The following is a 20,392-nucleotide window of genomic DNA, read 5'->3' as shown; positions in this document are numbered from 1 at the left end:
GCTCAGGGCGCCGGCACGCGGGCCAGCAGCTCGGCAACCAGCCGTTCGCCATCCCAACCCTCGGCGGTGGCTTCGTAGCTGGGCAGCACGCGATGCCGCAGCACGTCCGGGGCCACGCTGCGCACGTCTTCCGGCGTCACGAAGTCACGGCCGGCCAGCCAGGCGCGGGCGCGCGCGCAACGCTCCAGCGCGATCGAGCCACGCGGGCTGGCGCCCCAGGCGATACGCCGGGCAAGCGCCGGGTCATAGCGGGCGGCATCGCGCGAGGCCAGCACGATTTCGATGAGATACCGCTCCAGCGCCGGCGCCATGTGCAGCGACAGCACCGCCTTGCGTGCAGCGAACACATCGCTCAACGGCATGCGGGCAGGGGCGGCGGCCGGGGTGGACAGCGCTTCGCGGGCCCGCTCACGCGCCAGCCGCAGGATCTCGGTCTCGGCATCCGAATCCGGGTAGCCGATCCGGACGTGCATCAGGAAGCGGTCAAGCTGGGCTTCGGGCAACGGGAAGGTGCCCTCCTGCTCGATCGGGTTCTGCGTGGCCATCACCAGGAACAGCGACGGCAGCGGATAGGTGTGGCGACCCACGGTGACCTGGCGCTCGCCCATCGCTTCGAGCAGCGCGGACTGCACCTTGGCCGGCGCGCGATTGATTTCGTCGGCGAGCAGGATCGGGTGGAAGATCGGGCCAGGCACGAACTCGAAGCGGCCTTCCTGCGGGCGCCAGATCTCGGTGCCGGTCAGATCGGCCGGCAGCAGATCGGGCGTGAACTGCACGCGGGAGAAATCCGCATCGAGCCGGGCGGCCAGGGCGCGGATGGCCGTGGTCTTGGCCAGGCCGGGTGCGCCTTCCACCAGCAGATGGCCATCGGCCAGCAGCGCAGTCAGCAGGCGCTCCACGAGCGCGCTCTGGCCAACGATCTCGGCGGACAAGGCGTCGCGCAGTGCGCGGAACGCGTCGTGCAGGCGGTCGTGCTCCACCGGAGCGGATGAGGCGGTATCAGGCATGGGGGGCGGCAGATTCATGGCATCCATGTGACCTCCACGGTGGGCAGAGGTTCCATTCCCATGATGGCAGGACAGCAGCGGTTACGACATCAAGATTGGCTGAACACGAAACCGGTCACCGGCGGATCCCACGCTAGGCCGCGTTCGAACCGACGACACGGCCCTCAGTGGAGTAGATCGCGCTGCAGTAGGGTCCGGACATCACGAAGCGCCGGCACGCCTGAGGCCGGTCGTCATAGATGCTGCAGTTCATGCGCTGGCGGTCCAGCGCCACGCACCATCCGTCCGCACTCTGGGCCATCACGCGCAGCCCGCCTGGCCGTTCCGTGGTCAGATCCGCCGGAATGCAGTCCGATGCGTCAAGCACAACGGTCAGGCGACAACACTGCGCGCCGCAGCTGGAACAGTTGGCCCTTGCCATGGAAAATCACACGCTTCTGCGAAACATCAAGGGGCAGCATAGCGCGGATCCCTCGCCCACCCGGTGATGCCCGTCCGCCCCGCAAACGGGAAAGGGCCGCACTGGGCGGCCCTTTCGTCACTGCGGCGTCGATGGATCTTAGTTGACGGCAGGGTTGGACTTGGCCACGCGCAGCACCTTGGGGGTCACGAACACCAGCAGTTCGGCCTTGTCCTTGTTGCGGCTCCGCTTCTTGAACAGATTGCCCAGGAACGGCACGTCGCCCAGGAACGGCACCTTGTTGATGCTGGTGCGGTCGGTGAACTCGTACACGCCGCCGATGACGACGGTCTGACCGTCGTCCACCAGCACCGCAGTGTTCACTTCGCGGCGGTTGATGGTGGGCACCTGGCCGTAGCCTTCCAGCAGAATGTACTGCTCCACTTCATCCTTCTTGACCGCCATGTTGAGGAACACACGATTGTCGTTGGTGATGGTGGGGGTGACCTTCAGCTCCAGAACCACTTCTTTGAACTGGACGTTGGGCTGGGCCGCCGCACCGGCCGCACCGCCACCGCTGATGGTGACGTAGCCGATTTCCTTACCCTGCTTGATCACCGCTTCGCGCTGGTTGGTGGTCACCACGCGCGGGTTGGAGATGACTTCGCCGCGCGATTCAGCCTGCATGGCCGAGAGCTCGACATCCAGCAAATAACCGGCATTGAGGATCGACAGCGCAAGCGAGCCGGGATTGTTGATCGCGGCCACCGGCAGGTTCCAGTTCAGACCTTCGGCGAACTTGGTCGGCCCACGGACCGGAATCGCGCCGGTGCGGCCGCCGGCCACCCACTCGTTGATCGCCTTCTGGTACTCGGCGTCCTTGGTCCCGCGGTCGGTGATGTTGGAATGGTTCTGATCGGTGTTGGCACCGAAGAACACATCCTGGCGGCTGCCGCTGATGCCGAACTTGGCACCGAGTTCGCGCGCGAAAGTATCGGTGGCGATCACGATGCGGCTTTCGATCAGCACCTGGTCGACCGGGCGATCGATCACGTTGATCAACTCACGCATCCGCGCGATCTTCTTCGGGATGTCGCTGATCATCAGCGTATTGGTGCGCTCATCGGCCACGATACGCCCGCGCGAGGACAGGAACCCGCTGTCTTCCTGCGAGCTGCCGCCGCTGCCACCGCTGCTGCCGCCGATGCCCTTGGCCTCGGTCAGTGCTTTGAAGATCGCCCCGGCATTGTGGTAGTTGATCTGCACGTAATCGGTGACCAGATCCTCGCGGTTCTCGATCGCGATGCGCGCGTCTTCCTTGTCCTGTTCGAACTTGGCCAGCTCCGGCTGCGGCGCGACCCAGATCACGCCGCCATCGCGGCGCTTGTCCAGGCCCTTGGCCCGCAGCACGATGTCCAGCGCCTGGTCCCACGGCACGTTGACCAAGCGCAGGGTCACATTGCCCTGCACGCTGTCGGAGGCGACCACGTTGAGGTTGGATTCCTCAGCGACCAGCTGCAGCACGGTGCGGACCGGCACATCCTGGAAGTTGAACGTCACCGGCTTGCCGCTGTAGCCACGCTGGCCCAGTGCTGCCGCTGCCTGGCTCACGCTGGTGGCGGTAATCGCGCCGGCCGCCGGAGCTGCCCGGCGTGGACTGATCTCGACCACGTACTCATTGCCGCTCTGGTAGGCCAGCGACTCGAATGCGGTGTTGGTGTTGAGGACCAGCTGGGTGCCGCCGCCGTAGGGTTTGGGATCGATGCGCTGCACCGGCGTGGCGAAGTCGGTCACGTTGATCGGCTTCTGCAGGCTCTCCGGCAGGCGTGCGTTGCCCACGTCGATGACGACGCTGTTGCCCTGGCTGCGCAGGTCCGGGCTGGCGCCCTGCCCGTCGAACTGCAGGATCAGTCGGCCGGCGCCATCGTCGCCGCGCTTGAAATCGATCTTGGACACCGACAGCGAGGCCGGTGCGCTTGCCGGCGCAGTGGTGACCGCCGGTTTGGGCACTGCGCCGCCGGGCGTCGCCGCCATCAGCGTACCGTTGGCCACCATGAGCGCGACTCCCAGCGCGCACAGGTGGAACAACTTATAGCGCCGGACGGAATTCAGCCGCAGGGCGTTGGAAAAGGTCATCGTGCTATCCCCATAATCATTCATTGATCTTCAAGCGCGAGCGTTGCCGGACGTTCCAGCCAGCCACCCGCGCCATCCGGCACCAGTTCAATCAGCTCAATCCGGTCCTCGAAGACCCCGGTCACCCGCCCGTCGCTCTGCCCCAGATAGACGCCCGGACGTACCCGATAGGTGACCTTGTCCGGTGCCATCACGAGCACGACGAGCCCGCCCCCACGGCCGATCGAACCCACCATGTCCAGGCTGTCCAGCGGGAAATCTTCCAGCGGCTCCTTGCGGCGGTTCGGGTCCGGACGCAGCCCCGATCCCCCTTGCGGATTGGCCCAGGCGTCGGTGAACGGGTCGCGCATCCCCTGCGCGGAATATTCAAACGTCTCAAACTGCTGCATCACCGGCAGCGGCTCAAGCGGCGGTGCCGGACGAGCACGCACATCGGCCACCCACTTTTCTAGGTTGGGCGCATCGCCGGGGGTACTGGTCACGCCGCGTGCGCAACCGGCCAGCAGTACGACCCCCAGCAGGCCGCATACCCGTGCGGTCGAGGTCAGGCGGCTCATTTCCGGCCTCCCTTCTTCGCAGCCTTTTCTTTTTCAGCCGCGGCTTTCTCCTGCGCTTCCATCTCCACGTCATCCAGGTAACGGTAGGTCTTGACCGTTCCGGACAACTCCAGCGCACCGCTGCGGGCAGTGATGCCGGTCTTGGGATCCTTCGGCTTCAGGTTGATGTCGTGCATGGTGAGGATGACCACGCGCGGCAGCGAGGCCACACCGCTGACGAACGCACCGAACTGGTGGTAACTGCCCACCATGCGCAGGGCGATCGGCTTTTCGGCGTAGAACTCCTTGGGCTGCTCGGCACCCGGCTGGAACAGCTCGTTGGACAGGCCACTGGACAGTGCCGTCTGCGAGATGTCGATGATCAGGTCCGGCATTTCGGTCTTGCTGGGCAGCTGGCGCAGCATCTGCTGCAGCACCTGCTCCATCTGGGTCAGCTGCTGCTTGAGCGGCTCCAGGTTGACCGCACGGCCCTGCTCTTTCTCGAACTCACTGCGCAGCTGGCTCTCGCGGCTTTCCAGCGAGGCCAGCTCATCGCGCTTGCCACTGATCAGCAGGAACCACGACATGATCATGATGAACAGCGCCAGCAGCACGCAGAACACCACCTTGGCCTTCTGCGGCCAGTTGCCGATGTTGTTGAAGTCCAGCTCTTTGAGATTGATCTTCTGGCTCATGCGGCGGCCCCCTTCTGGGCCGGGGCCGGCGCCGCCGGTTGTGCAGGTTGCGTGGACGGCACGATGCGGCTACCGGCAGCTTTGGCCGGGTCGGCGGCATCGGGCGATGCCGGTGCATCCGTCGCCGGCGCCGGCGGCGCGGGATCGGCGGTCGGCTCGATCACACTGCCGTCGGCGGCCAGCTCGGTAACGCTGCTCTGGGCAGGCAGATTCACCTTGACCACGAACATGTACGGCAGCGACTTGATGTCCGCGACCGTACCGCTGGCAGCACCCGCCTTGTCACGTTCCGGGGCTTTGGCTTCGATGATCGACAGCTCCGGGTTGGTCATCCAGCCCGAGCTTTCCAGGTTGCGCATGTAGGCGCTGACCCGTGCGTTGGATTGCGTGCGGCCTTCCAGCGTCAGCACGTCACCCTCCTGCTTGAGCGTGGTCAGGACCACCCCGTCGGGGATGGTCCGAACCAGCGCATCGAACAGGTGCACCATCTGCGAACGCTTGGCCTGCAGTTCCTCGATCACGGCCTTGCGGGCCAGCAGTCGATCCTTCTGGCGATCCAGGCGCTCGATCTCCTTGTTCTGCTCCTTGACCTTGTCGATCTCGGCCTGCAGGAAGGTATTGCGATCGGCCTGGCCGCTGACCTGACGGTCGTAGTAGAACCAGATCAACAACGACAGCAGCAGGCCACCGATGGCGGCCCCACCCAGCATGGCGTAGAAGTCGCGCTGGCGTTGCTTGCGCCGCTCGGCGCGCCAGGGCAATAAGTTGATGCGCGCCATCAGTCAAAGCTCCTCAGCGCCAGACCGGTCGCAATCATCAGCGCCGGGGCGTCCTGGGCCAGCGCGTGCGCCTGCACCTTCGGGCCCAGCGTCATCTGTGCCAGCGGGTTGGCCACCACGGTGGCCACGCCCAGCTGCTCTTCCACCATGTCCGGCAGGCCGGTCAGGGCCGCGCAACCGCCGGCGAGCACGATGTGATCAACCCGGTTGAACTCGCTGCCCGCATAGAAGAACTGCAGCAGACGGCTGATCTGCTGGACGGTGGCTTCCTTGAAGGGCTCCAGGACTTCCATCTCGTAGCTTTCCGGCAAGCCACCCTGGCGCTTGGCCAGGCCGGCCTCTTCGTAGGTCAGCCCGTAGCGGCGCATCACTTCGTCGGTCAGCTGCTTGCCGCCGAACACCTGTTCGCGGCTGTACAGGCTGCGCCCGCCGCGCAGGACGTTCAGGGTGGTCATGGTGGCACCGATGTCCACCAGCGCGACCACGCCATCACTGGCCACCGGCAGCTCGCTGGCGACCAGGGCAAAGGCGTTCTCGACCGCGAAGGCCTCCACGTCCATGACCCGCGCGACCAGTCCGCCCAGCTCCAGCGCCGACTGGCGCAGCTCGACGTTCTCCGAACGCGATGCCGCCAGCAGCACCTGGACCATTTCCGGGTTGTTCGGAATCGCACCCAGCACTTCGAAATCGAGGTTCACTTCCTCGATCGGGTACGGGATGTAGTTGACCGCCTCAAGCTCGACCTGGGCTTCCATCTCGTTCTCGTCCAGATCGGCCGGCATCGGGATCAGTTTGGTGATCACGGCCGAACCGGCCACGGCCGCGGCAGCATGCCGTGCCTTGGTCCCGGAGCGGTTCACGGCACGTCGAATGGCCTCCCCGACCGCTTCGACCTCCACGATGTTCTTTTCCACGACCGCATTCGGCGGAAGTGGTTCCACAGCGTAATGTTCCACGCGGAAACGATTGCCGCTGCGGGATAGCTGCAACAGCTTTACTGCAGTCGAGCTGATATCGACGCCGATAAGAGGCGACTGGCTTTTTGGGATAAGCCCCACGGTTTCTCCCCTGCCGATGGGCACTTGGACGCAGAAGCTGCGACCGCGCATTAATAACGTTTTTTTTGCAAATCGCAACCGTCAAGCTGTAAAACGAGCACCACTGCTCGTTTCACGCGTCCCCAGACGGTGATCGACTGCTCTCCCCGGGAACACCCCCAGCCGTTCCCTTGCGTAATCTATACTCTGCGACCACGAAATTCGCAATCGGAATCTGTCACTGATGACACGTCTTCGCCGTTGGCTGCGCTGGATGCTGGTCGCGTTCCTGGTCCTGGCATTGATCGGCGCTGCGGTGGCCGGCGGCCTCTACTACGCCATTTCCTCCAAGCTCCCCGACGTGCAGACCCTGCGCGATGTGGAGATGCAGGAGCCCATGTATGTCTATGCCAGCGATGGCAAGCTCATGGCGGTGTTCGGCGAGACCCGGCGCACTCCCATCACCATGAAGGACGTCCCGGAGCGCCTCAAGCAGGCCTTCCTGGCCACCGAGGATGCCCGCTTCTACGAGCACGGCGGGGTGGACTACAAGGGCATCGGCCGCGCCGTCTGGCTGCTGGCCACCACCAACGACAAGCGCGTGCCCGGTGGCTCGACCATCACCCAGCAGGTCGCCCGTCAGTTCTTCCTGAGCTCGGAGTACAGCTACACCCGCAAGCTGGCCGAGATCCTGCTGGCCCGGAAGATCGAGAGCGAGCTGAGCAAGGACGAGATCTTCGAGCTGTACCTGAACAAGAGTTTCTTCGGCAACCGCGCCTACGGCGTGGCCGCCGCGGCCGAGTTCTATTACGGCAAGAAGCTGGGCGAGCTGGACCTGGATGAAATGGCCTCGCTGGCCGGCATCCCCAAATTCCCCTCCTCCGGCAACCCGATCAGCAACCCCGAGCGCGCCCGTGAACGCCGCGACTTCTATGTATTGCAGCGCATGGCCAGCCTGGGCTTCATCTCCCAGGCCGAGGCCGACGCGGCCAAGGCCGTGCCGATGCACGCCAGCGCGCATGAGCCGCCGGTGCAGGTCGAGGCGCCCTACGTGGCCGAGCTGGTCCGCCAGGAAATGATCGCCCGCTTCGGTGGCGACGTGGTCAACAAGGGTTACCACGTGACCACCACGATCAACGCCGAGCTGCAGACCGCAGCCAACCTCTCGGTGCGCGATGGCCTGCTGGCCTACGACCACCGCCACGGCTGGCACGGGGTGGAGCAGCATGTGGAGGTCCCGGCTGACGCCGATGCCGCCGCGTTGGCGCTCAAGCTGGTCGGCATCCCGGCCCAGACCGGCCTGCTGCCGGCGATCGTGGCGGCCACCGCCGCCGATGGCAGCGCCACCGTGGTGCTGGGCAACCGCAGCGAAGTGGTGCTGCCGGCCAGCGCCGCCCGGTGGACCAACAAGACCCCGGCCAAGCTGGTCACCCGCGGCGACATCGTGCGCGTGCGGGCCGCTGAGAAAGAAGGCGAGTGGCTGCTCGACCAGATCCCGCGCGGCCAGGCCGCCCTGGTCTCGCTGGACGCCGAAAACGGGGCCTTGAAGGCACTGGTCGGCGGCTTCAGCTTCTCCGGCAACAAGTTCAACCGTGCCACCCAGGCGCGCCGTCAGCCGGGGTCGAGCTTCAAGCCCTTTATCTACGCGGCTGCCTTCGACAAGGGCTTCAATCCGGCCTCGATCGTGCTCGATGCCCCGGTCGTGTTCCGCGACCGCCGTGGCAAGACCTGGTCGCCGCAGAACGACGGCGGCGGCTTCCGCGGTCCGATGCGCCTGCGTGAGGCACTGGTGCAGTCGCGCAACCTGGTCTCGGTACGCCTGCTCGATGGCATGGGCGTGGATTACGCGCGCAAGTACATCAGCGAGTTTGGCTTCGCCGAGGCCGAGCTGCCGCCGAACCTGTCGATGTCGCTGGGCACCGCCTCGCTGACCCCACTGTCGGTGGCGCGCGGCTATGCGGTGTTCGCCAACGGCGGCTCGCGCGTGGACACCTGGCTGATCGACCGCGTCACCGACCGTGACGGTGTGGAAGTGTTCAAGGAAAACCCGGCCATCGCCTGCCGCGACTGCGCCGGCAGCAGCGGCGTACCGGTCAGCCAGGTCGTGGATGGCTTCAACTTCGGCTCCGCGCCCGCGGCGAACGCCGCACCGGCCAAGCCGCAGCAGGCTGCCGCCGTCGAAGCGCCGGTACCGGTCAACCCGGATGCCAAGGTCGCCCCGCGCGCGATCGATGCCCGCACCGCGTACCAGCTCAACTCGATGATGCGCGACGTGGTCCAGCGCGGCACCGGCACCGCGGCCAAGGTGCTCGGCCGCGAAGACGTGGGCGGCAAGACCGGCTCGACCAACGATCACCGCGACGCCTGGTTCTCCGGTTTCGGCGGCCCCTACGCGACCACCGTGTGGGTGGGCCGCGACGACTTCCGTTCGCTGGGCTACCGCGAGTACGGCGGTCGCGCCGCGCTGCCGATCTGGATCGAGTACATGCGCGTGGCGCTGAAGGACACGCCGATCGCGCAGAACGAGCCGCCCACCGGCATGGTCCAGGCCACGCTCAATGGTGCGACGGAATGGGTCAAGGTGGAGGACATGGAGAAGCTGGAGGAGTACGACTTCAACAGCCAGACCCCTCAGGCCGACGACGCCGCGTTCGATATCTTCTGACCGCATGCGCCGGGTAAGCCCGGCGCCGCGATGGACCACAGGCCGGGCACTGCCCGGCCTTTTTTTGACCTCCCCGCGGGTGGACCCACGCCTGGCGCGGCTCTACCTGCCTGTCACATCACCGGTGTACATTGCCGTGCAGGTCGCCAAGGAGTACCGGTCATGCATCGAGCCCGTCAGCATGCAGCCACCCAGACCCGTGAGCGTCGCCACCAGCTGGCGCATGAAGCCGCCCGCCTGATGGCCGAGGGCGGCATCCGCGACTACCACCAGGCCAAGCTCAAGGCCGCCACCCGGCTCGGCATCCATGACGATGCCTCCCTGCCCCGCAATACCGAGATCGAAGACGCTCTGCGCGAGTATCAGCGCCTGTTTGCCGGTGCCGACCACGGCGCGCAGCTGCGTCAACGCCGCGAGGCCGCGCTGCGTGCGATGGACTTCCTGCAGGGGTTCTCACCGCGTCTGTGCGGCCCGGTGCTGGATGGCACCGCCGATGCCAACAGCCCCGTGCAGTTGCAGGTGCACAGCGACGATGCCGATGCCGTGCAACGCTACCTCGATGAGCATGGCATCCCGGCCGAATCGCGCATGCGTCGGCTGCGGCTGGACCGCGAGCGCAGCCTGGATGCGCCGGTGTGGGTGTTCAGTGCCGAGGATCTGACCTTCGATATCGCCGTACTGCCTTACGATGGCCTGCGCCAGCCGCCGCTGTCGGCCATCGATGAGAAGCCGATGCGCCGCGCGTCGGCCGCGCAGCTGCGCGAGCTGCTGGCCGACAGCGAGATCGAGGGGTACTTGAGCAGCCGCTGAGAGTACGCCCGGCCTCCTTCAGGCCTCGGCGAAAGGAACCAGAAAGTGCTCGATCGCCGCCACCAGCGCCAGCGGTGTTTCGTTCATGGGGTAGTGACCCGCATTTTCCAGCACCTCCAGGGTCGCCTGCCGATAGCGGCGAAGGTAGGTCCTGTCCATCAATGCGGCGTTGAACACCGGATCGTGCTCGCCGACCAGCACCTTCACCGGATGCCGGCCCGCAATCTCCGCGCTGAAATCGGTGTCCGCCCAGGCCGGGAAGTACGCCGCGAACGCCTCGGGTGCCGCGCGCGCCATGGAGTACTGCGCCTTCCAGTCCAGCCACGCGGCGGGCAACCGTCCACCGGTGCTGCGATCGATGATGCCCCGGCGGATGCTCATGCTGCCCGCGGCTGCTTCAAGCAATTGCCGCGTGGGCGGATCGTAGGCAATGCCGCCGCACGGCACGGGCGCCACAGCGACCAGCGCGCGCACGCGGTCCGGCGCGAGGACCGCGATCCGCTCGATGGCCATGCCGCCCATGGAGTGCCCGATCAGGCTGAAGGTCTCGATGCCGAGCGCGTCTGCCAAGGCCAGCGCGTCGTTGGCGATCTCATCGATGGTGTAGTTGCCACGCACATCGCGCATCCCACCGTACCCGCGGCAGTCCATGAACACATAGGTGAACTCCTCACCGGACAGCCACGGCTCGATGGAGTCGAACGCGTGCGCGTCGCCAAACCAGCCGTGCAGGACCAGGACAGCATGGGCGCCAGTGCCGACGCGATGAAAGGTGTTGGGCATGGCTGCACCGTGCGGTCGTGAGGTTGGGCCGCGATGTTAGGGCGACGGCGCTTGGCCCGCCGTCGATATCAGGCCGATGGCGATAGAATCCGGGCCATGCGCAATACCCTGCTCGATCCCTTTGAAGATCTGCCACGCGCCGTGGTGGTCACCGCCAATGACTACGCCGCCGGATCCGTCTTCCCCGACCACGCGCACCGGCGCGGTCAGTTCGCGTTTGCCTCGCGCGGCACCATCAGCCTCACCACACCGGAGGGGCACTGGCTGGTGCCACCACAACGTGCCTGCTGGGTACCGGCAGACGTTACGCACGCCATGGCGATGCGTGGGCCGGTCACGATGCTCAATGTCTTCGTGGCGGCCGAAGAAGTGGCAGCGGTCCGGCTGCCGACGCGCTGCGGTGTCTATGCCGTGTCGGCGCTGCTCCGGCACCTGCTGGACGATGCGGTCGACCTGCCGGCGATGTACGAGCTGGACGGGCGCGCCGGCCGGCTGATGCAGTTGCTGGTCGCGGAGATCGCTACGATGCCACGCCTGTCACTGCATGCGCCGCTGCCCCGCGACCCGCGTCTGGCGCGTGCCTGCCAGCAGCTGTTGGATGCGCCCTCGATCGCCTCCACGCTCGATGAGGTTGCCGCCGAAGCGGGCATGAGCCGGCGCACGTTCACCCGCCAGTTCCGCGCGGACACCGGGGTGGGGTTTGCCGAATGGCGGCAGCAGGTCTGCCTGCTCGCCGCGATCGAATGCCTCGGTGCCGGGCAGCCGGTCACCCGGATCGCACTGGACCTGGGATACGCCAGCCCGAGTGCATTTTCATCGGCCTTCCGTCGCGTTCTGGGTACATCGCCCAGCCGCTACGCTGAAGCGCGCTGAGGACGGCCGGGGGCTGAACGCAGAACGCCCCGCAGTGCGGGGCGTTCGACGGTGCAGGCAGATCAGCGCGTGCCGATGATCCGCACGTGCTCCACATCGATATCGGTGGGCTTGAAGCGATGCGTATCGACTTCTCCCTGCAGCTCGACCACGGTCGTCGCACTGACGGGCTGCCGGTCGGGCAGATCCTTGTCATCGATCTCGACGTCGATCTCGCCGGTGGCATCCTTGAAGCGATAGCGTTCGTGGCCGATCTTGGCGATCAGCGTGCCCTGCAGCACGACAGGCTGGTCATCGCGCTGGTCGCGTGCTTCGGCGACGGTGGTGACCGCGCTGGTCGCGCCAGGGCCGGTGTACTGGGCATGTGCGCCAGTGCTGACCAGGCTCAGCGGTGCGGCGATGAGGACAGCAGCAAGCAGACGATTCATGAGGGACTCCATGGGCGTGAGGGTGACCGCCAAGGTTGTACCTCGATCGAAGTGAGGCCCATGCAAGAAGTACGAAAAGAAGCGCCCGTCGCCATCCAAAAAAAACGCCCCGGCGTGCGGGGCGCTTTCATCACAACCTGCCGGGGCGATCAGCCCTGGTAGTCGCGCACATCGCTGCCGGTGTAGACCTGGCGCGGACGGCCGATCTTCATCTCCGGATCCACCTGCTGTTCCAGCCAATGCGCCACCCAGCCGGAGGTACGGCCCAGAGCGAACATGACGGTGAACATTTCGGTCGGAATCTGCAGCGCCTTGTAGATGATGCCGCTGTAGAAATCGACGTTCGGGTACAGCTTGCGGGCGACGAAGTAGTCGTCCTGCAGCGCGGCCTGCTCCAGCTTGACCGCAACGTCCAGCAGCGGATCCTGAACGCCCAGCTGTTCCAGCACCTTGCCGGTCATCACACCGATGACCTTGGCGCGCGGGTCGAAGTTCTTGTACACGCGGTGGCCGAAGCCCATCAGGCGGAAGCCGGAGGTCTTGTCCTTGGCCTTGAGCACGGCCGACTCGACGTTGTCGGCCGTCCCGATCTCTTCAAGCATCTTCAGCACGGCTTCGTTGGCACCACCGTGGGCCGGACCCCACAGCGCGGTCACGCCAGCGGCGACCGACGCGTACGGGTTGGCACCGGTCGAACCGACCAGGCGCACGGTCGAGGTCGAGGCGTTCTGCTCATGATCGGCGTGCAGGATGAACAGCAGATCCAGCGCCTTGACCACGTCCTGGTTCAGCTCGTACTGGCCATCGGCGGACTCGAACGTCTGCTTCAGGAAGCGGCTGACGTAATCCAGCGAGGTGTCCGGCTTGTTGGCCGGCAAGCCCTTGCCGTGGCGGTAGATCAGCGCCGACAGGGTCGGCACCTTGGCGATCAGGCGCATCGCGGCGTGGCGACGCTGTTCGGCGTCGGACAGGTCCAGCGAGGCGTGGTAGATGCCCGACAGCTGCGCGATGGCGGCGGTCAGGATGGCCATCGGATGGGCATCCTTGGCGAAGCTGCCGATCAGCGTGTTGATCGACGGATCCACATCGGCTTCGGCGGCCAGCTCGTCGGTGAAGGCCTTCAGCTGCTCGGCGCTCGGACGCTCGCCGTTGATCAGCAGGTAGGCCACTTCGACGTAGCTCGACTTTTCCGAGAGCTGCTCGATGGGATAGCCGCGATACAGCAGCACGCCCTTGTCACCGTCGATATAGGTGATGGCGGACTTGCAGCTGGCGGTGGCGGTGAAGCCGGAGTCGTACGTGAAGAGACCGGTTTCCTTGGTCAGCTTCGAGATATCGACGCAATCGTTGCCGAGCGTGGGTTTGATGACTGGCAGAACAACCGACTTGTCGCCGGCGTTGAGCGTGACCTGATCAAGATCGGACACTGTGTGCGCTCCTCGAGGGAAGGCGCCCGCCCAAGCGCATGGGTCAGGCACGTGAAGGAAGTCCACGATCGTTATCGTGGATCCCGCCATTATCGCACAGCAACATTTTCGACGCCCTAGGACGGAAGTCGTAGACGCAGGTTGCGGACCCCGCCACAGGCGCTATCCCAGCGCGCGCAAAGGCTCGCGCCACGTCACGGACACAGCGTTCCGTCGGCGGGGCATGAGGGCCTCACCTGGCGTTCAGCAAACCGGAAACAACAAAAAACAACGGCCGCCAAGGCGACCGTTGTTTTCAAGCAGCTGCGCCGACAGATCAGGCTGCGGTCGGCGCCGGCTTGCCGAAACGCTTCTGGAACTTGTCGATACGGCCGCTGGTGTCGATCACCTTGTGCTTGCCCGTGTAGAACGGATGCGAAGCCGAGGAGATTTCAACCTTGACGAGCGGGTACTCGTTGCCGTCTTCCCACTTGATCGTGTCCTTGGTGGACATGGTCGAACGGGTCAGGATCTTGAAATCAGAGGTAACGTCGTGGAAAACCACGTCGCGGTAAGCAGGATGAATATCGGCCTTCATGGGCGCGCACCGTAATAAGGGCTGGTGGTCAAGAGCGGCATTATAGTCCCGGCCGCCGCAAAGGGCAAGCCGGGTCCATCAACCGTGCGAAAGGTCCGCCGCAGCGGCGTCATCAGACGCCGAGTGCCGCCCTCACCTGGGCCTCGAAGCGACCCTGGTCGTAGGCCATCAGCAGCTGGGTGTTGTCAGGCTGCCCGGTCTGGCGGTTCCAGTCGACAATGGTAGCACCCCGGCTGTGCACACCGGCCAGTTCCACGTTCAGGGGACGCGATTCGACCCGCAGCGCGCCTTCCGGCTGCAGCGCCCAGGCCATCGCCAGGGCATCGGCGGCGTACCAGCGCTCGCCACGGCTGTCTTCGGACCACAGGCGGGTCTGGCGCGAGATCAGCTCGTAGAAACGGGCTTTGTCGCTGTCGGCGGCGAGCCACTGCTCGACGTCCGCGTGCAGCAGTCCGTGGGCGACGGTGGCCTCCCAATCGGCCACTTCGATATGCGGGAACCCGGTGAATACGATGTGCGCTGCCTCCGGATCGAAGGCGATGTTGAACTCGGCGGCCGGGGTGATGTTGCCGTGGCAGGTCACCGCCCCCCCCATGACCAGGAAGCGCTTCACGCGCTGCGGCAGGGTCGGGTCGAGCTTCAGGGCCAGGGCCAGGTTGGTCAGCGGGCCGAGCGCGACCAGGAACAGTTCACCGGCGTATTCGTGCGACAGGCGCAGGATCGCCAGCGCGGCGTGCTCGGCCTCGGCCTGGCGCTTGGCGGCCGGCAGGTTGACGTCGCCGAAGCCGTCGGCGCCGTGCACATGGGCGGCATCGACGGAGGGGTGCAGCAGCGGGTCGGCGGTACCGGCGTAGACCGGCACATCGTCGCGGCCGGCCACTTCGCACAGTTTGAGGGCATTTCGGACCGTGTGGTCCAGGCCAACGTTACCGGCGGCGATGGTCAGGCCAACGATATCGTGGCGCTCATCGGCAAAGGCCATCAACAGGGCCAGGGCATCATCGACACCCGGGTCGGTGTCGATCAACAGCGGAATCTTCTTGCTCATCGTTGCCGTCTTGATAATCGGCAAGGGACTTTCGCACCCTGTCATGACAAATACAAGGCGGTGCCCTTGGCGCCATGCGGCAGGGCGTTATGCCGACGCGTAGCGCACGGCCGTGCCGATCCAGCGTCGCACCACCTGATCGGCCACGTCAGGCGCTTCGGTCAGCAGCCGCTCGGCCAGGTCATGCACGCCCGGAAGCAGATCCGCGTCGCGGGCCAGATCGGCCATCCTGAAGCCGGCCAGGCCGGTCTGTCGTGTGCCCAGCAGTTCGCCCGGGCCGCGCAGCTCCAGATCCTTCTCGGCGATCAGGAAGCCATCGTTGGTCTGCCGCATTGTTTCCAGCCGCTCGCGCGCCATGGTCGACAGCGGCGCCTGGTACAGCAGCACGCAACGCGAGACCGCCGAGCCGCGCCCTACCCGGCCACGCAGCTGGTGCAGCTGGGCCAGGCCGAGACGCTCGGCGTTCTCGATGATCATCAATGAGGCATTGGGCACGTCCACGCCCACTTCGATCACCGTGGTGGCCACCAGCAGATCGATCTCACCGGCCTTGAACGCGACCATCGTGGCGAGTTTCTCACTCGCTTTCAGCCGCCCGTGCACCAGCCCCACGCGCACGCCCGGCAGCAGCGCCTGCAACGACTCGAACGTGGCCTGGGCGGGGGTCGCATCGAGCTCTTCGCTTTCCTCGATCAACGTGCAGACCCAGTACACCTGCTGGCCTTCGCGGCAGGCCACCGCAATGCGTTCGATCAGCTCCGGCCGCCGATCATTGTTGAGCGCCACGGTCTGCACCGGTGTACGCCCCGGCGGCAGCTCATCGATCGCCGAGACATCCAGATCGGCGTACTCGGACATCGCCAGGGTGCGCGGAATCGGGGTGGCGGTCATCACCAATTGGTGCGGCACGCTGCGCCCGTCCGCCCCCTTGTCGCGCAGCGCCAGGCGCTGGTGCACGCCGAAGCGGTGCTGCTCGTCGACAATGGCCAGCGCGAGGTCCTTGAACACCACGCTGTCCTGCATCAGCGCGTGCGTACCGACCACTACCTGCGCCTCGCCCGAGGCGACCTCGGCCAGCACCTTGGTGCGCGCCCTGCCGGTGACCTTGCCGGCCAGCCATGCGGTGCGCACGCCCAGCGGCTCCAGCCACGCGCGCAGATTGTTCATGTGCTGCTCGGCGAGCAGTTCGGTGGGAGCGGCCAGTGCGACCTGCTTGCCCCGCTCCACCGCCAGCATCGCCGCCAGCGCGGCCACCACGGTCTTGCCCGAGCCCACATCGCCCTGCACCAGCCGCAACATCGGATGCGCCTTGGCCAGGTCCTTGCGGATCTGCTCGAACACGCGCTGCTGCGCACCGGTCAACTGGAACGGCAGGCTGTCGCGCAACTGCGCCACCAACGCCCCCTGCCCGCGCAGCGATGGCGCGTGATGCGCCTGCAATGCCATGCGCTGCCGGCGCAGACTCAGGTGGTGTGCCAGCAGTTCTTCGATGGCCAACCGGCGTTGCGCCGGATGCCGGCCTGCGGCCAGCGCGACCAGATCCGCGTCCGGCGGTGGCCGGTGTACGGTCAGCAGCGCACTGCGCAGCGACGGCAGGCCCAGCCCGGACAACCAACCCGCCGGCAACAGTTCCAGCAGGGATTCTTCCGGCAGCTTGTCCAGTGCCAGCCCGATGAATTTCCGCATCGTCGCCGGCCCAACCCCCTCGACCGCCGGATACACCGGATCGAGGCTGTCGCCCAGCGCGTCATCCTCATTGCCGCCCATCACCCGGTAACTGGGATGGACGATCTCCAGCCCGTGATGGCCAGGCTTGGCGGTACCGTAGCAGCGGATGCGCGTGCCCACGGCAAACTGCGAGACCTGCTGGGCGCGGAAGTGGAAAAACCGCAGCACCAGCGTGCCGTACGAATCATCCTCGATCGCAACCTTGAGCACCGGCCGATAGCGGAACCCGCGCTCGACCGCACTCACCCGCCCCTCCACCTGCGCCGCCACCCCCGGCTGCAACTGGGCGATGGTGGTCAGCCGGGTACGGTCTTCATAGCGCAGCGGCAGATGCAGCCACAGGTCCTGCAGCGAGGACAGGCCACGGGCGGCCAGCTTGATCGCCACCGCCGGCCCGATACCGGAGAGCATCGACAACGATGCCTCCCCGGCTGCGGCCAGCGCCGGTGCAGGAGCCCGTGACCGCGCCACGTCAGGCCTGGTCGAGCACCATCACCGCATCGACTTCGAAGTTCGCGGCCTTCGGCAGACCCGCCACTTCGATGGTCGACCGCGCCGGGAACGGCGCCTTGAAGTAATCCTGCATCACTGCGTTGACCTTGGCGAACTCGCCCAGATCGGTCAGGTACAGGCCCAGACGCACGATCTGATCCAGCGAACCACCGGCCTCTTCGGCCACGGCTTTCAGGTTGTCGAACGCACGACGCGCCTGCGCCTCGATATCGCCGACACCCACGATGTCACCGGTGGCCGGATCCAGCGGAATCTGGCCCGAGAAATACACGGTGTTGCCCGCACGCACGGCCTGCGAATACGGACCGATGGCCGCCGGGGCCTTGGCGCTGGTAATGATCTGACGGGACATGGAAGCTCCACGATTCAAAAGGGGGAACGCAATTGTAGCGCCCCCGCGGGTAGCGCCACGCCATGCGTGGACGCCCCCCAACCGCGCAGCGCCAATGACCCATCCGTTCGCGGTAGCCACGCCACCTCTCTCCGCACCCCCGCACGCCCTGGCAGGGAGGTGACGGGTGGGCCGGGACAGGACCGTGTGTTGCCATGGATGGCAACACACGAGCTTACAGGGACGTACTTGCAGCGGGTCCTGCCCCGGCCTGCCCGTCACCTCCTCCACGCAGCGAGAAGGCGCACGTGAACCGCCGTTGGCGGGTAGCAGTTCGCGCGTTACTGGCGCCTGACCGACTGCACCACCGACAACCGCCGCAGACGCCGCATCACTTCAGCCAGATGGTTCCGATCGCGCACCTGCACGTTGAAACACAGCACCGCCGCATTGAAATCGCGGTCCAGATAATCCACCCGCTCGATGTTCGAATGGCTCTGCGCGATCGCCGCCGCCAACTGCGCCAGCACGCCGGTGCCGTTCTCCACCTCCACGATCAACGACGTATCGTAGTCACCCGACACCGTCGTATCCCACCCGATCGGCACCCAACGCTCCGGCGACTTGCGCAGCTCGGCCAGGTTCGGGCAATCCAGCCGGTGCACCACGATGCCCTTGCCGGCCGTGTGGTACCCCATGATGTCGTCCCCCGGAATCGGCTGACAGCAGTTCGCGAAGCTGACCACGCCGCGCTCGCTGCCGTTGATCAGGATCTTCTCCTGCGAATGCCTGGAGTGCGCCCCACCGCGCAGCTCCGCATACGCCATCAACGCCTGCGCGGCCTGGTTGGGCATCCAGTTGCCCAGCGCCACTTCGGCCAGCAGGGCCTCCAGGCGCGGATACCGGTGCTCGGCCAGGAACGCATCCAGGCGCCCCTTGGGCAGGCGCTCCAGCGAACTGTCCATCGCCTCCAGCGCGCGATCGAGCATCCGATGGCCCAGCTGCACCGCGTCCTCGTGCTCCAGCTGCTTGAGCTGATGACGGATCGCCGTGCGCGCCTTCGAACTGACCACGAACTCCAGCCACTGCGGCTTGGGCGTGGCCGAGCGCGCAGTGATCACTTCCACCGTCTGCCCACTGACCAGCTTGGTACGCAGTGGCACCAGCTTCTTGTCCACGCGCGAGGCCACGGCCATGTTGCCCACATCGGTATGCACCGCATAGGCGAAATCGAGGGCCGTGGAATTGCGCGGCAGCGCCAGGATCTTCCCCTTGGGCGTGAACAGATAGACCTCGTCCGGGAACAGGTCCACCTTGACGTTGTCCAGGAACTCCAGCGACGAGCCCGCGGCCCGCTGCGAATCGATCAACTCGACGATCCAGGCATGCGCACGGCTCTGTGCGCTGTTGGGCGAGTCGCCACCGAACTTGTAGGTCCAGTGCGCCGCCACACCGCGCTCGGCAATCAGGTCCATCTCCTCAGTGCGGATCTGCACCTCGATTGGCGAGCCATACGGCCCGAACAGCACCGTGTGCAGCGACTGATACCCGTTGGCCTTGGGGATGGCGATGAAATCGCGGAAGCGCCCATCCAGCGGTTTGAAGGTGGCATGCACCGAACCGAGCGCGTGATAACAGTTGGGCACGTTGCGCACCACCAACCGGAATCCGAACACATCCATCACCTGATCGAAGGATTTGTTCTCGTCGCACATCTTGTTGTAGATGCTCCACGGCGTCTTGATCCGGCTGACCAGACGGTGCTCCAGCCCTTCCTTGGCCAGGCGCTGGCTCAACTGCACCTCCACCTGCGCCATCGCCTCGCGGCGGACCACCGGCTGGCTGCGGATGTGTTTTTCCAGAATCGCGTGGCGCCAGGGGTACAGCGCCTTGAAGCCGAGGTTCTGCAGCTCGCTCTTGACCAGGCTCATGCCCAGCCGCTGCGCGATCGGGGCGTAGATCTCCAGCGTCTCGCGTGCGATGCGGCTGCGTGCCTCGCGGCTCTGCGCGCCCAGCGTGCGCATGTTGTGCAGGCGGTCGGCGAGCTTGATCATGATCACGCGCAGATCGCGCGACATCGCCAGCAGCATCTTGCGGAAACTCTCCGCTGCCGCTTCCTGGCGATCGCGGAATTTCAGCTTGTCCAGCTTGGTGACGCCATCGACCAGCTCGGCCACGGCCTCGCCGAACTCGGCGGCCAGCTCCTCACGGGTCAGTGGCGTGTCTTCGATGGTGTCGTGCAGGATCGCGGCGATCAGCGCCTCCACGTCCAGGCCAAGCTCGGCCAGCACCTGCGCGACGGCAACCGGATGGGTGATGTAGGGCTCGCCGGACTTGCGGGTCTGGCCGGCATGCGCAGCGGCGCCTACTTCCCAGGCGCGGCGCAGCAGCGGCAGTTGGTCGGGCGGCAGATAGTGCGCTGCGCGCTCAAGCTGGAGGACATAGTCGGGTACGGCCGCGCCGGCGGGCGTGGCGACCTTGGCAGTGGGGCCTGGGTTCATGCTCAAAGACTATGCCAGCGGCGTGATATCGGCAAATCCCTGAACAGGGAGTTTCACCTGCAACAACACGCGTGCACCGGATCCACCAGCCGCCCAAACGAAACAGCCCGCCAGAAGG

General features: G+C 66.0%; 18 protein-coding genes. 3 read left to right on the top strand and 15 right to left on the bottom strand.

What is annotated here, in order from left to right:
- Positions 1-2 precede the first annotated feature (2 nt).
- From AC13F7_RS03325 to AC13F7_RS03295, 7 genes are all read right to left on the bottom strand, one after another.
- Positions 3-1,025 (bottom strand): AAA family ATPase, encoded by a 1,023-nt coding sequence (locus AC13F7_RS03325; RefSeq protein ID WP_481469090.1) that lies wholly within the window; start codon positions 1,023-1,025, stop codon positions 3-5.
- Positions 1,026-1,140: 115 nt separating this feature from the next.
- Positions 1,141-1,428, bottom strand: a complete 288-nt coding sequence (locus AC13F7_RS03320; RefSeq protein ID WP_482999228.1) for a YkgJ family cysteine cluster protein — start codon at positions 1,426-1,428, stop codon at positions 1,141-1,143.
- Between the two features lie 138 nt (positions 1,429-1,566).
- Positions 1,567-3,543 carry a type IV pilus secretin PilQ gene (locus AC13F7_RS03315; RefSeq protein WP_482999227.1) on the bottom strand — a complete coding sequence of 659 codons (1,977 nt, stop codon included), beginning with the start codon at positions 3,541-3,543 and terminating at the stop codon, positions 1,567-1,569.
- A gap of 20 nt (positions 3,544-3,563) precedes the next feature.
- Positions 3,564-4,100, bottom strand: a complete 537-nt coding sequence (locus AC13F7_RS03310) for a pilus assembly protein PilP (RefSeq protein WP_259259282.1) — start codon at positions 4,098-4,100, stop codon at positions 3,564-3,566.
- Complete coding sequence (locus tag AC13F7_RS03305) at positions 4,097-4,774, bottom strand: type IV pilus inner membrane component PilO (protein WP_482999226.1); 678 nt, start codon at positions 4,772-4,774, stop codon at positions 4,097-4,099. The genes AC13F7_RS03310 and AC13F7_RS03305 overlap by 4 nt, the downstream gene beginning before the upstream one ends.
- Positions 4,771-5,553: a PilN domain-containing protein gene (locus AC13F7_RS03300; RefSeq protein WP_482999225.1), complete on the bottom strand. Its 783-nt coding sequence runs from the start codon at positions 5,551-5,553 to the stop codon at positions 4,771-4,773. Before AC13F7_RS03300 ends, AC13F7_RS03305 begins: the two co-directional genes overlap by 4 nt.
- Positions 5,553-6,611, bottom strand: coding sequence for a pilus assembly protein PilM (locus AC13F7_RS03295; RefSeq protein ID WP_123730869.1), 1,059 nt, complete (start codon positions 6,609-6,611; stop codon positions 5,553-5,555). Before AC13F7_RS03295 ends, AC13F7_RS03300 begins: the two co-directional genes overlap by 1 nt.
- Before the next feature lie 223 nt (positions 6,612-6,834).
- Here AC13F7_RS03295 and AC13F7_RS03290 point away from each other — a divergent pair, with 223 nt between their 5' ends.
- Together AC13F7_RS03290 and AC13F7_RS03285 are read left to right on the top strand one after the other, a co-directional pair.
- Positions 6,835-9,255, top strand: a complete 2,421-nt coding sequence (locus AC13F7_RS03290; protein ID WP_481469084.1) for a penicillin-binding protein 1A — start codon at positions 6,835-6,837, stop codon at positions 9,253-9,255.
- 162 nt (positions 9,256-9,417) lie between these two features.
- On the top strand, positions 9,418-10,065 hold the full coding sequence (locus AC13F7_RS03285; RefSeq protein ID WP_482999224.1) for a hypothetical protein: 648 nt from the start codon (positions 9,418-9,420) through the stop codon (positions 10,063-10,065).
- Between the two features lie 18 nt (positions 10,066-10,083).
- Here AC13F7_RS03285 and AC13F7_RS03280 read toward each other — a convergent pair whose 3' ends face one another.
- Positions 10,084-10,848 carry an alpha/beta fold hydrolase gene (locus tag AC13F7_RS03280; protein ID WP_482999223.1) on the bottom strand — a complete coding sequence of 255 codons (765 nt, stop codon included), beginning with the start codon at positions 10,846-10,848 and terminating at the stop codon, positions 10,084-10,086.
- 96 nt (positions 10,849-10,944) lie between these two features.
- On the opposite strand from AC13F7_RS03280, the gene AC13F7_RS03275 reads away from it, so the two are divergent.
- The gene (locus tag AC13F7_RS03275) at positions 10,945-11,721 is read left to right on the top strand and encodes an AraC family transcriptional regulator (RefSeq protein WP_482999222.1); all 777 of its coding nucleotides are present in this window, start codon (positions 10,945-10,947) and stop codon (positions 11,719-11,721) included.
- Between the two features lie 62 nt (positions 11,722-11,783).
- Here AC13F7_RS03275 and AC13F7_RS03270 read toward each other — a convergent pair whose 3' ends face one another.
- From AC13F7_RS03270 to AC13F7_RS03240, 7 genes are all read right to left on the bottom strand, one after another.
- Positions 11,784-12,149, bottom strand: a complete 366-nt coding sequence (locus tag AC13F7_RS03270) for a NirD/YgiW/YdeI family stress tolerance protein (protein ID WP_482999221.1) — start codon at positions 12,147-12,149, stop codon at positions 11,784-11,786.
- A 149-nt stretch (positions 12,150-12,298) separates the two neighbouring features.
- Entirely contained in the window at positions 12,299-13,576 is a 1,278-nt protein-coding gene (locus AC13F7_RS03265; protein WP_482999220.1) for a citrate synthase, read from the bottom strand.
- A 316-nt stretch (positions 13,577-13,892) separates the two neighbouring features.
- On the bottom strand, positions 13,893-14,153 hold the full coding sequence (locus AC13F7_RS03260; RefSeq protein ID WP_019183873.1) for a type B 50S ribosomal protein L31: 261 nt from the start codon (positions 14,151-14,153) through the stop codon (positions 13,893-13,895).
- Between the two features lie 112 nt (positions 14,154-14,265).
- Positions 14,266-15,201 (bottom strand): nucleoside hydrolase, encoded by a 936-nt coding sequence (locus AC13F7_RS03255; protein ID WP_088432679.1) that lies wholly within the window; start codon positions 15,199-15,201, stop codon positions 14,266-14,268.
- Between the two features lie 87 nt (positions 15,202-15,288).
- Positions 15,289-17,400 (bottom strand): ATP-dependent DNA helicase RecG, encoded by a 2,112-nt coding sequence (recG, locus tag AC13F7_RS03250; protein ID WP_482999219.1) that lies wholly within the window; start codon positions 17,398-17,400, stop codon positions 15,289-15,291.
- Between the two features lies 1 nt (position 17,401).
- Positions 17,402-17,794 carry a RidA family protein gene (locus AC13F7_RS03245; RefSeq protein WP_121039448.1) on the bottom strand — a complete coding sequence of 131 codons (393 nt, stop codon included), beginning with the start codon at positions 17,792-17,794 and terminating at the stop codon, positions 17,402-17,404.
- A gap of 320 nt (positions 17,795-18,114) precedes the next feature.
- On the bottom strand, positions 18,115-20,274 hold the full coding sequence (locus AC13F7_RS03240) for a RelA/SpoT family protein (protein WP_481469070.1): 2,160 nt from the start codon (positions 20,272-20,274) through the stop codon (positions 18,115-18,117).
- Between the last annotated feature and the right edge of the window lie 118 nt (positions 20,275-20,392).

The sequence above is a fragment of the Stenotrophomonas sp. K-6 genome (assembly GCF_056861555.1).
This window is presented reverse-complemented; position numbering and strand designations above follow the sequence as displayed.

Excerpts from the sequence above, each read along its gene's own strand:
- AC13F7_RS03255 (WP_088432679.1), bottom strand. The coding sequence starts at position 15,201 with ATGAGCAAGAAGATTCCGCTGTTGATCGACACCGACCCGGGTGTCGAT.
- AC13F7_RS03270 (WP_482999221.1), bottom strand. The coding sequence starts at position 12,149 with ATGAATCGTCTGCTTGCTGCTGTCCTCATCGCCGCACCGCTGAGCCTG.
- AC13F7_RS03315 (WP_482999227.1), bottom strand. The coding sequence starts at position 3,543 with ATGACCTTTTCCAACGCCCTGCGGCTGAATTCCGTCCGGCGCTATAAG.
- AC13F7_RS03325 (WP_481469090.1), bottom strand. The coding sequence starts at position 1,025 with ATGAATCTGCCGCCCCCCATGCCTGATACCGCCTCATCCGCTCCGGTG.
- AC13F7_RS03260 (WP_019183873.1), bottom strand. The coding sequence starts at position 14,153 with ATGAAGGCCGATATTCATCCTGCTTACCGCGACGTGGTTTTCCACGAC.
- AC13F7_RS03275 (WP_482999222.1), top strand. The coding sequence starts at position 10,945 with ATGCGCAATACCCTGCTCGATCCCTTTGAAGATCTGCCACGCGCCGTG.
- AC13F7_RS03320 (WP_482999228.1), bottom strand. The coding sequence starts at position 1,428 with ATGGCAAGGGCCAACTGTTCCAGCTGCGGCGCGCAGTGTTGTCGCCTG.
- AC13F7_RS03305 (WP_482999226.1), bottom strand. The coding sequence starts at position 4,774 with ATGAGCCAGAAGATCAATCTCAAAGAGCTGGACTTCAACAACATCGGC.
- AC13F7_RS03245 (WP_121039448.1), bottom strand. The coding sequence starts at position 17,794 with ATGTCCCGTCAGATCATTACCAGCGCCAAGGCCCCGGCGGCCATCGGT.
- AC13F7_RS03240 (WP_481469070.1), bottom strand. The coding sequence starts at position 20,274 with ATGAACCCAGGCCCCACTGCCAAGGTCGCCACGCCCGCCGGCGCGGCC.
- AC13F7_RS03285 (WP_482999224.1), top strand. The coding sequence starts at position 9,418 with ATGCATCGAGCCCGTCAGCATGCAGCCACCCAGACCCGTGAGCGTCGC.
- AC13F7_RS03280 (WP_482999223.1), bottom strand. The coding sequence starts at position 10,848 with ATGCCCAACACCTTTCATCGCGTCGGCACTGGCGCCCATGCTGTCCTG.
- AC13F7_RS03300 (WP_482999225.1), bottom strand. The coding sequence starts at position 5,553 with ATGGCGCGCATCAACTTATTGCCCTGGCGCGCCGAGCGGCGCAAGCAA.
- AC13F7_RS03310 (WP_259259282.1), bottom strand. The coding sequence starts at position 4,100 with ATGAGCCGCCTGACCTCGACCGCACGGGTATGCGGCCTGCTGGGGGTC.
- AC13F7_RS03290 (WP_481469084.1), top strand. The coding sequence starts at position 6,835 with ATGACACGTCTTCGCCGTTGGCTGCGCTGGATGCTGGTCGCGTTCCTG.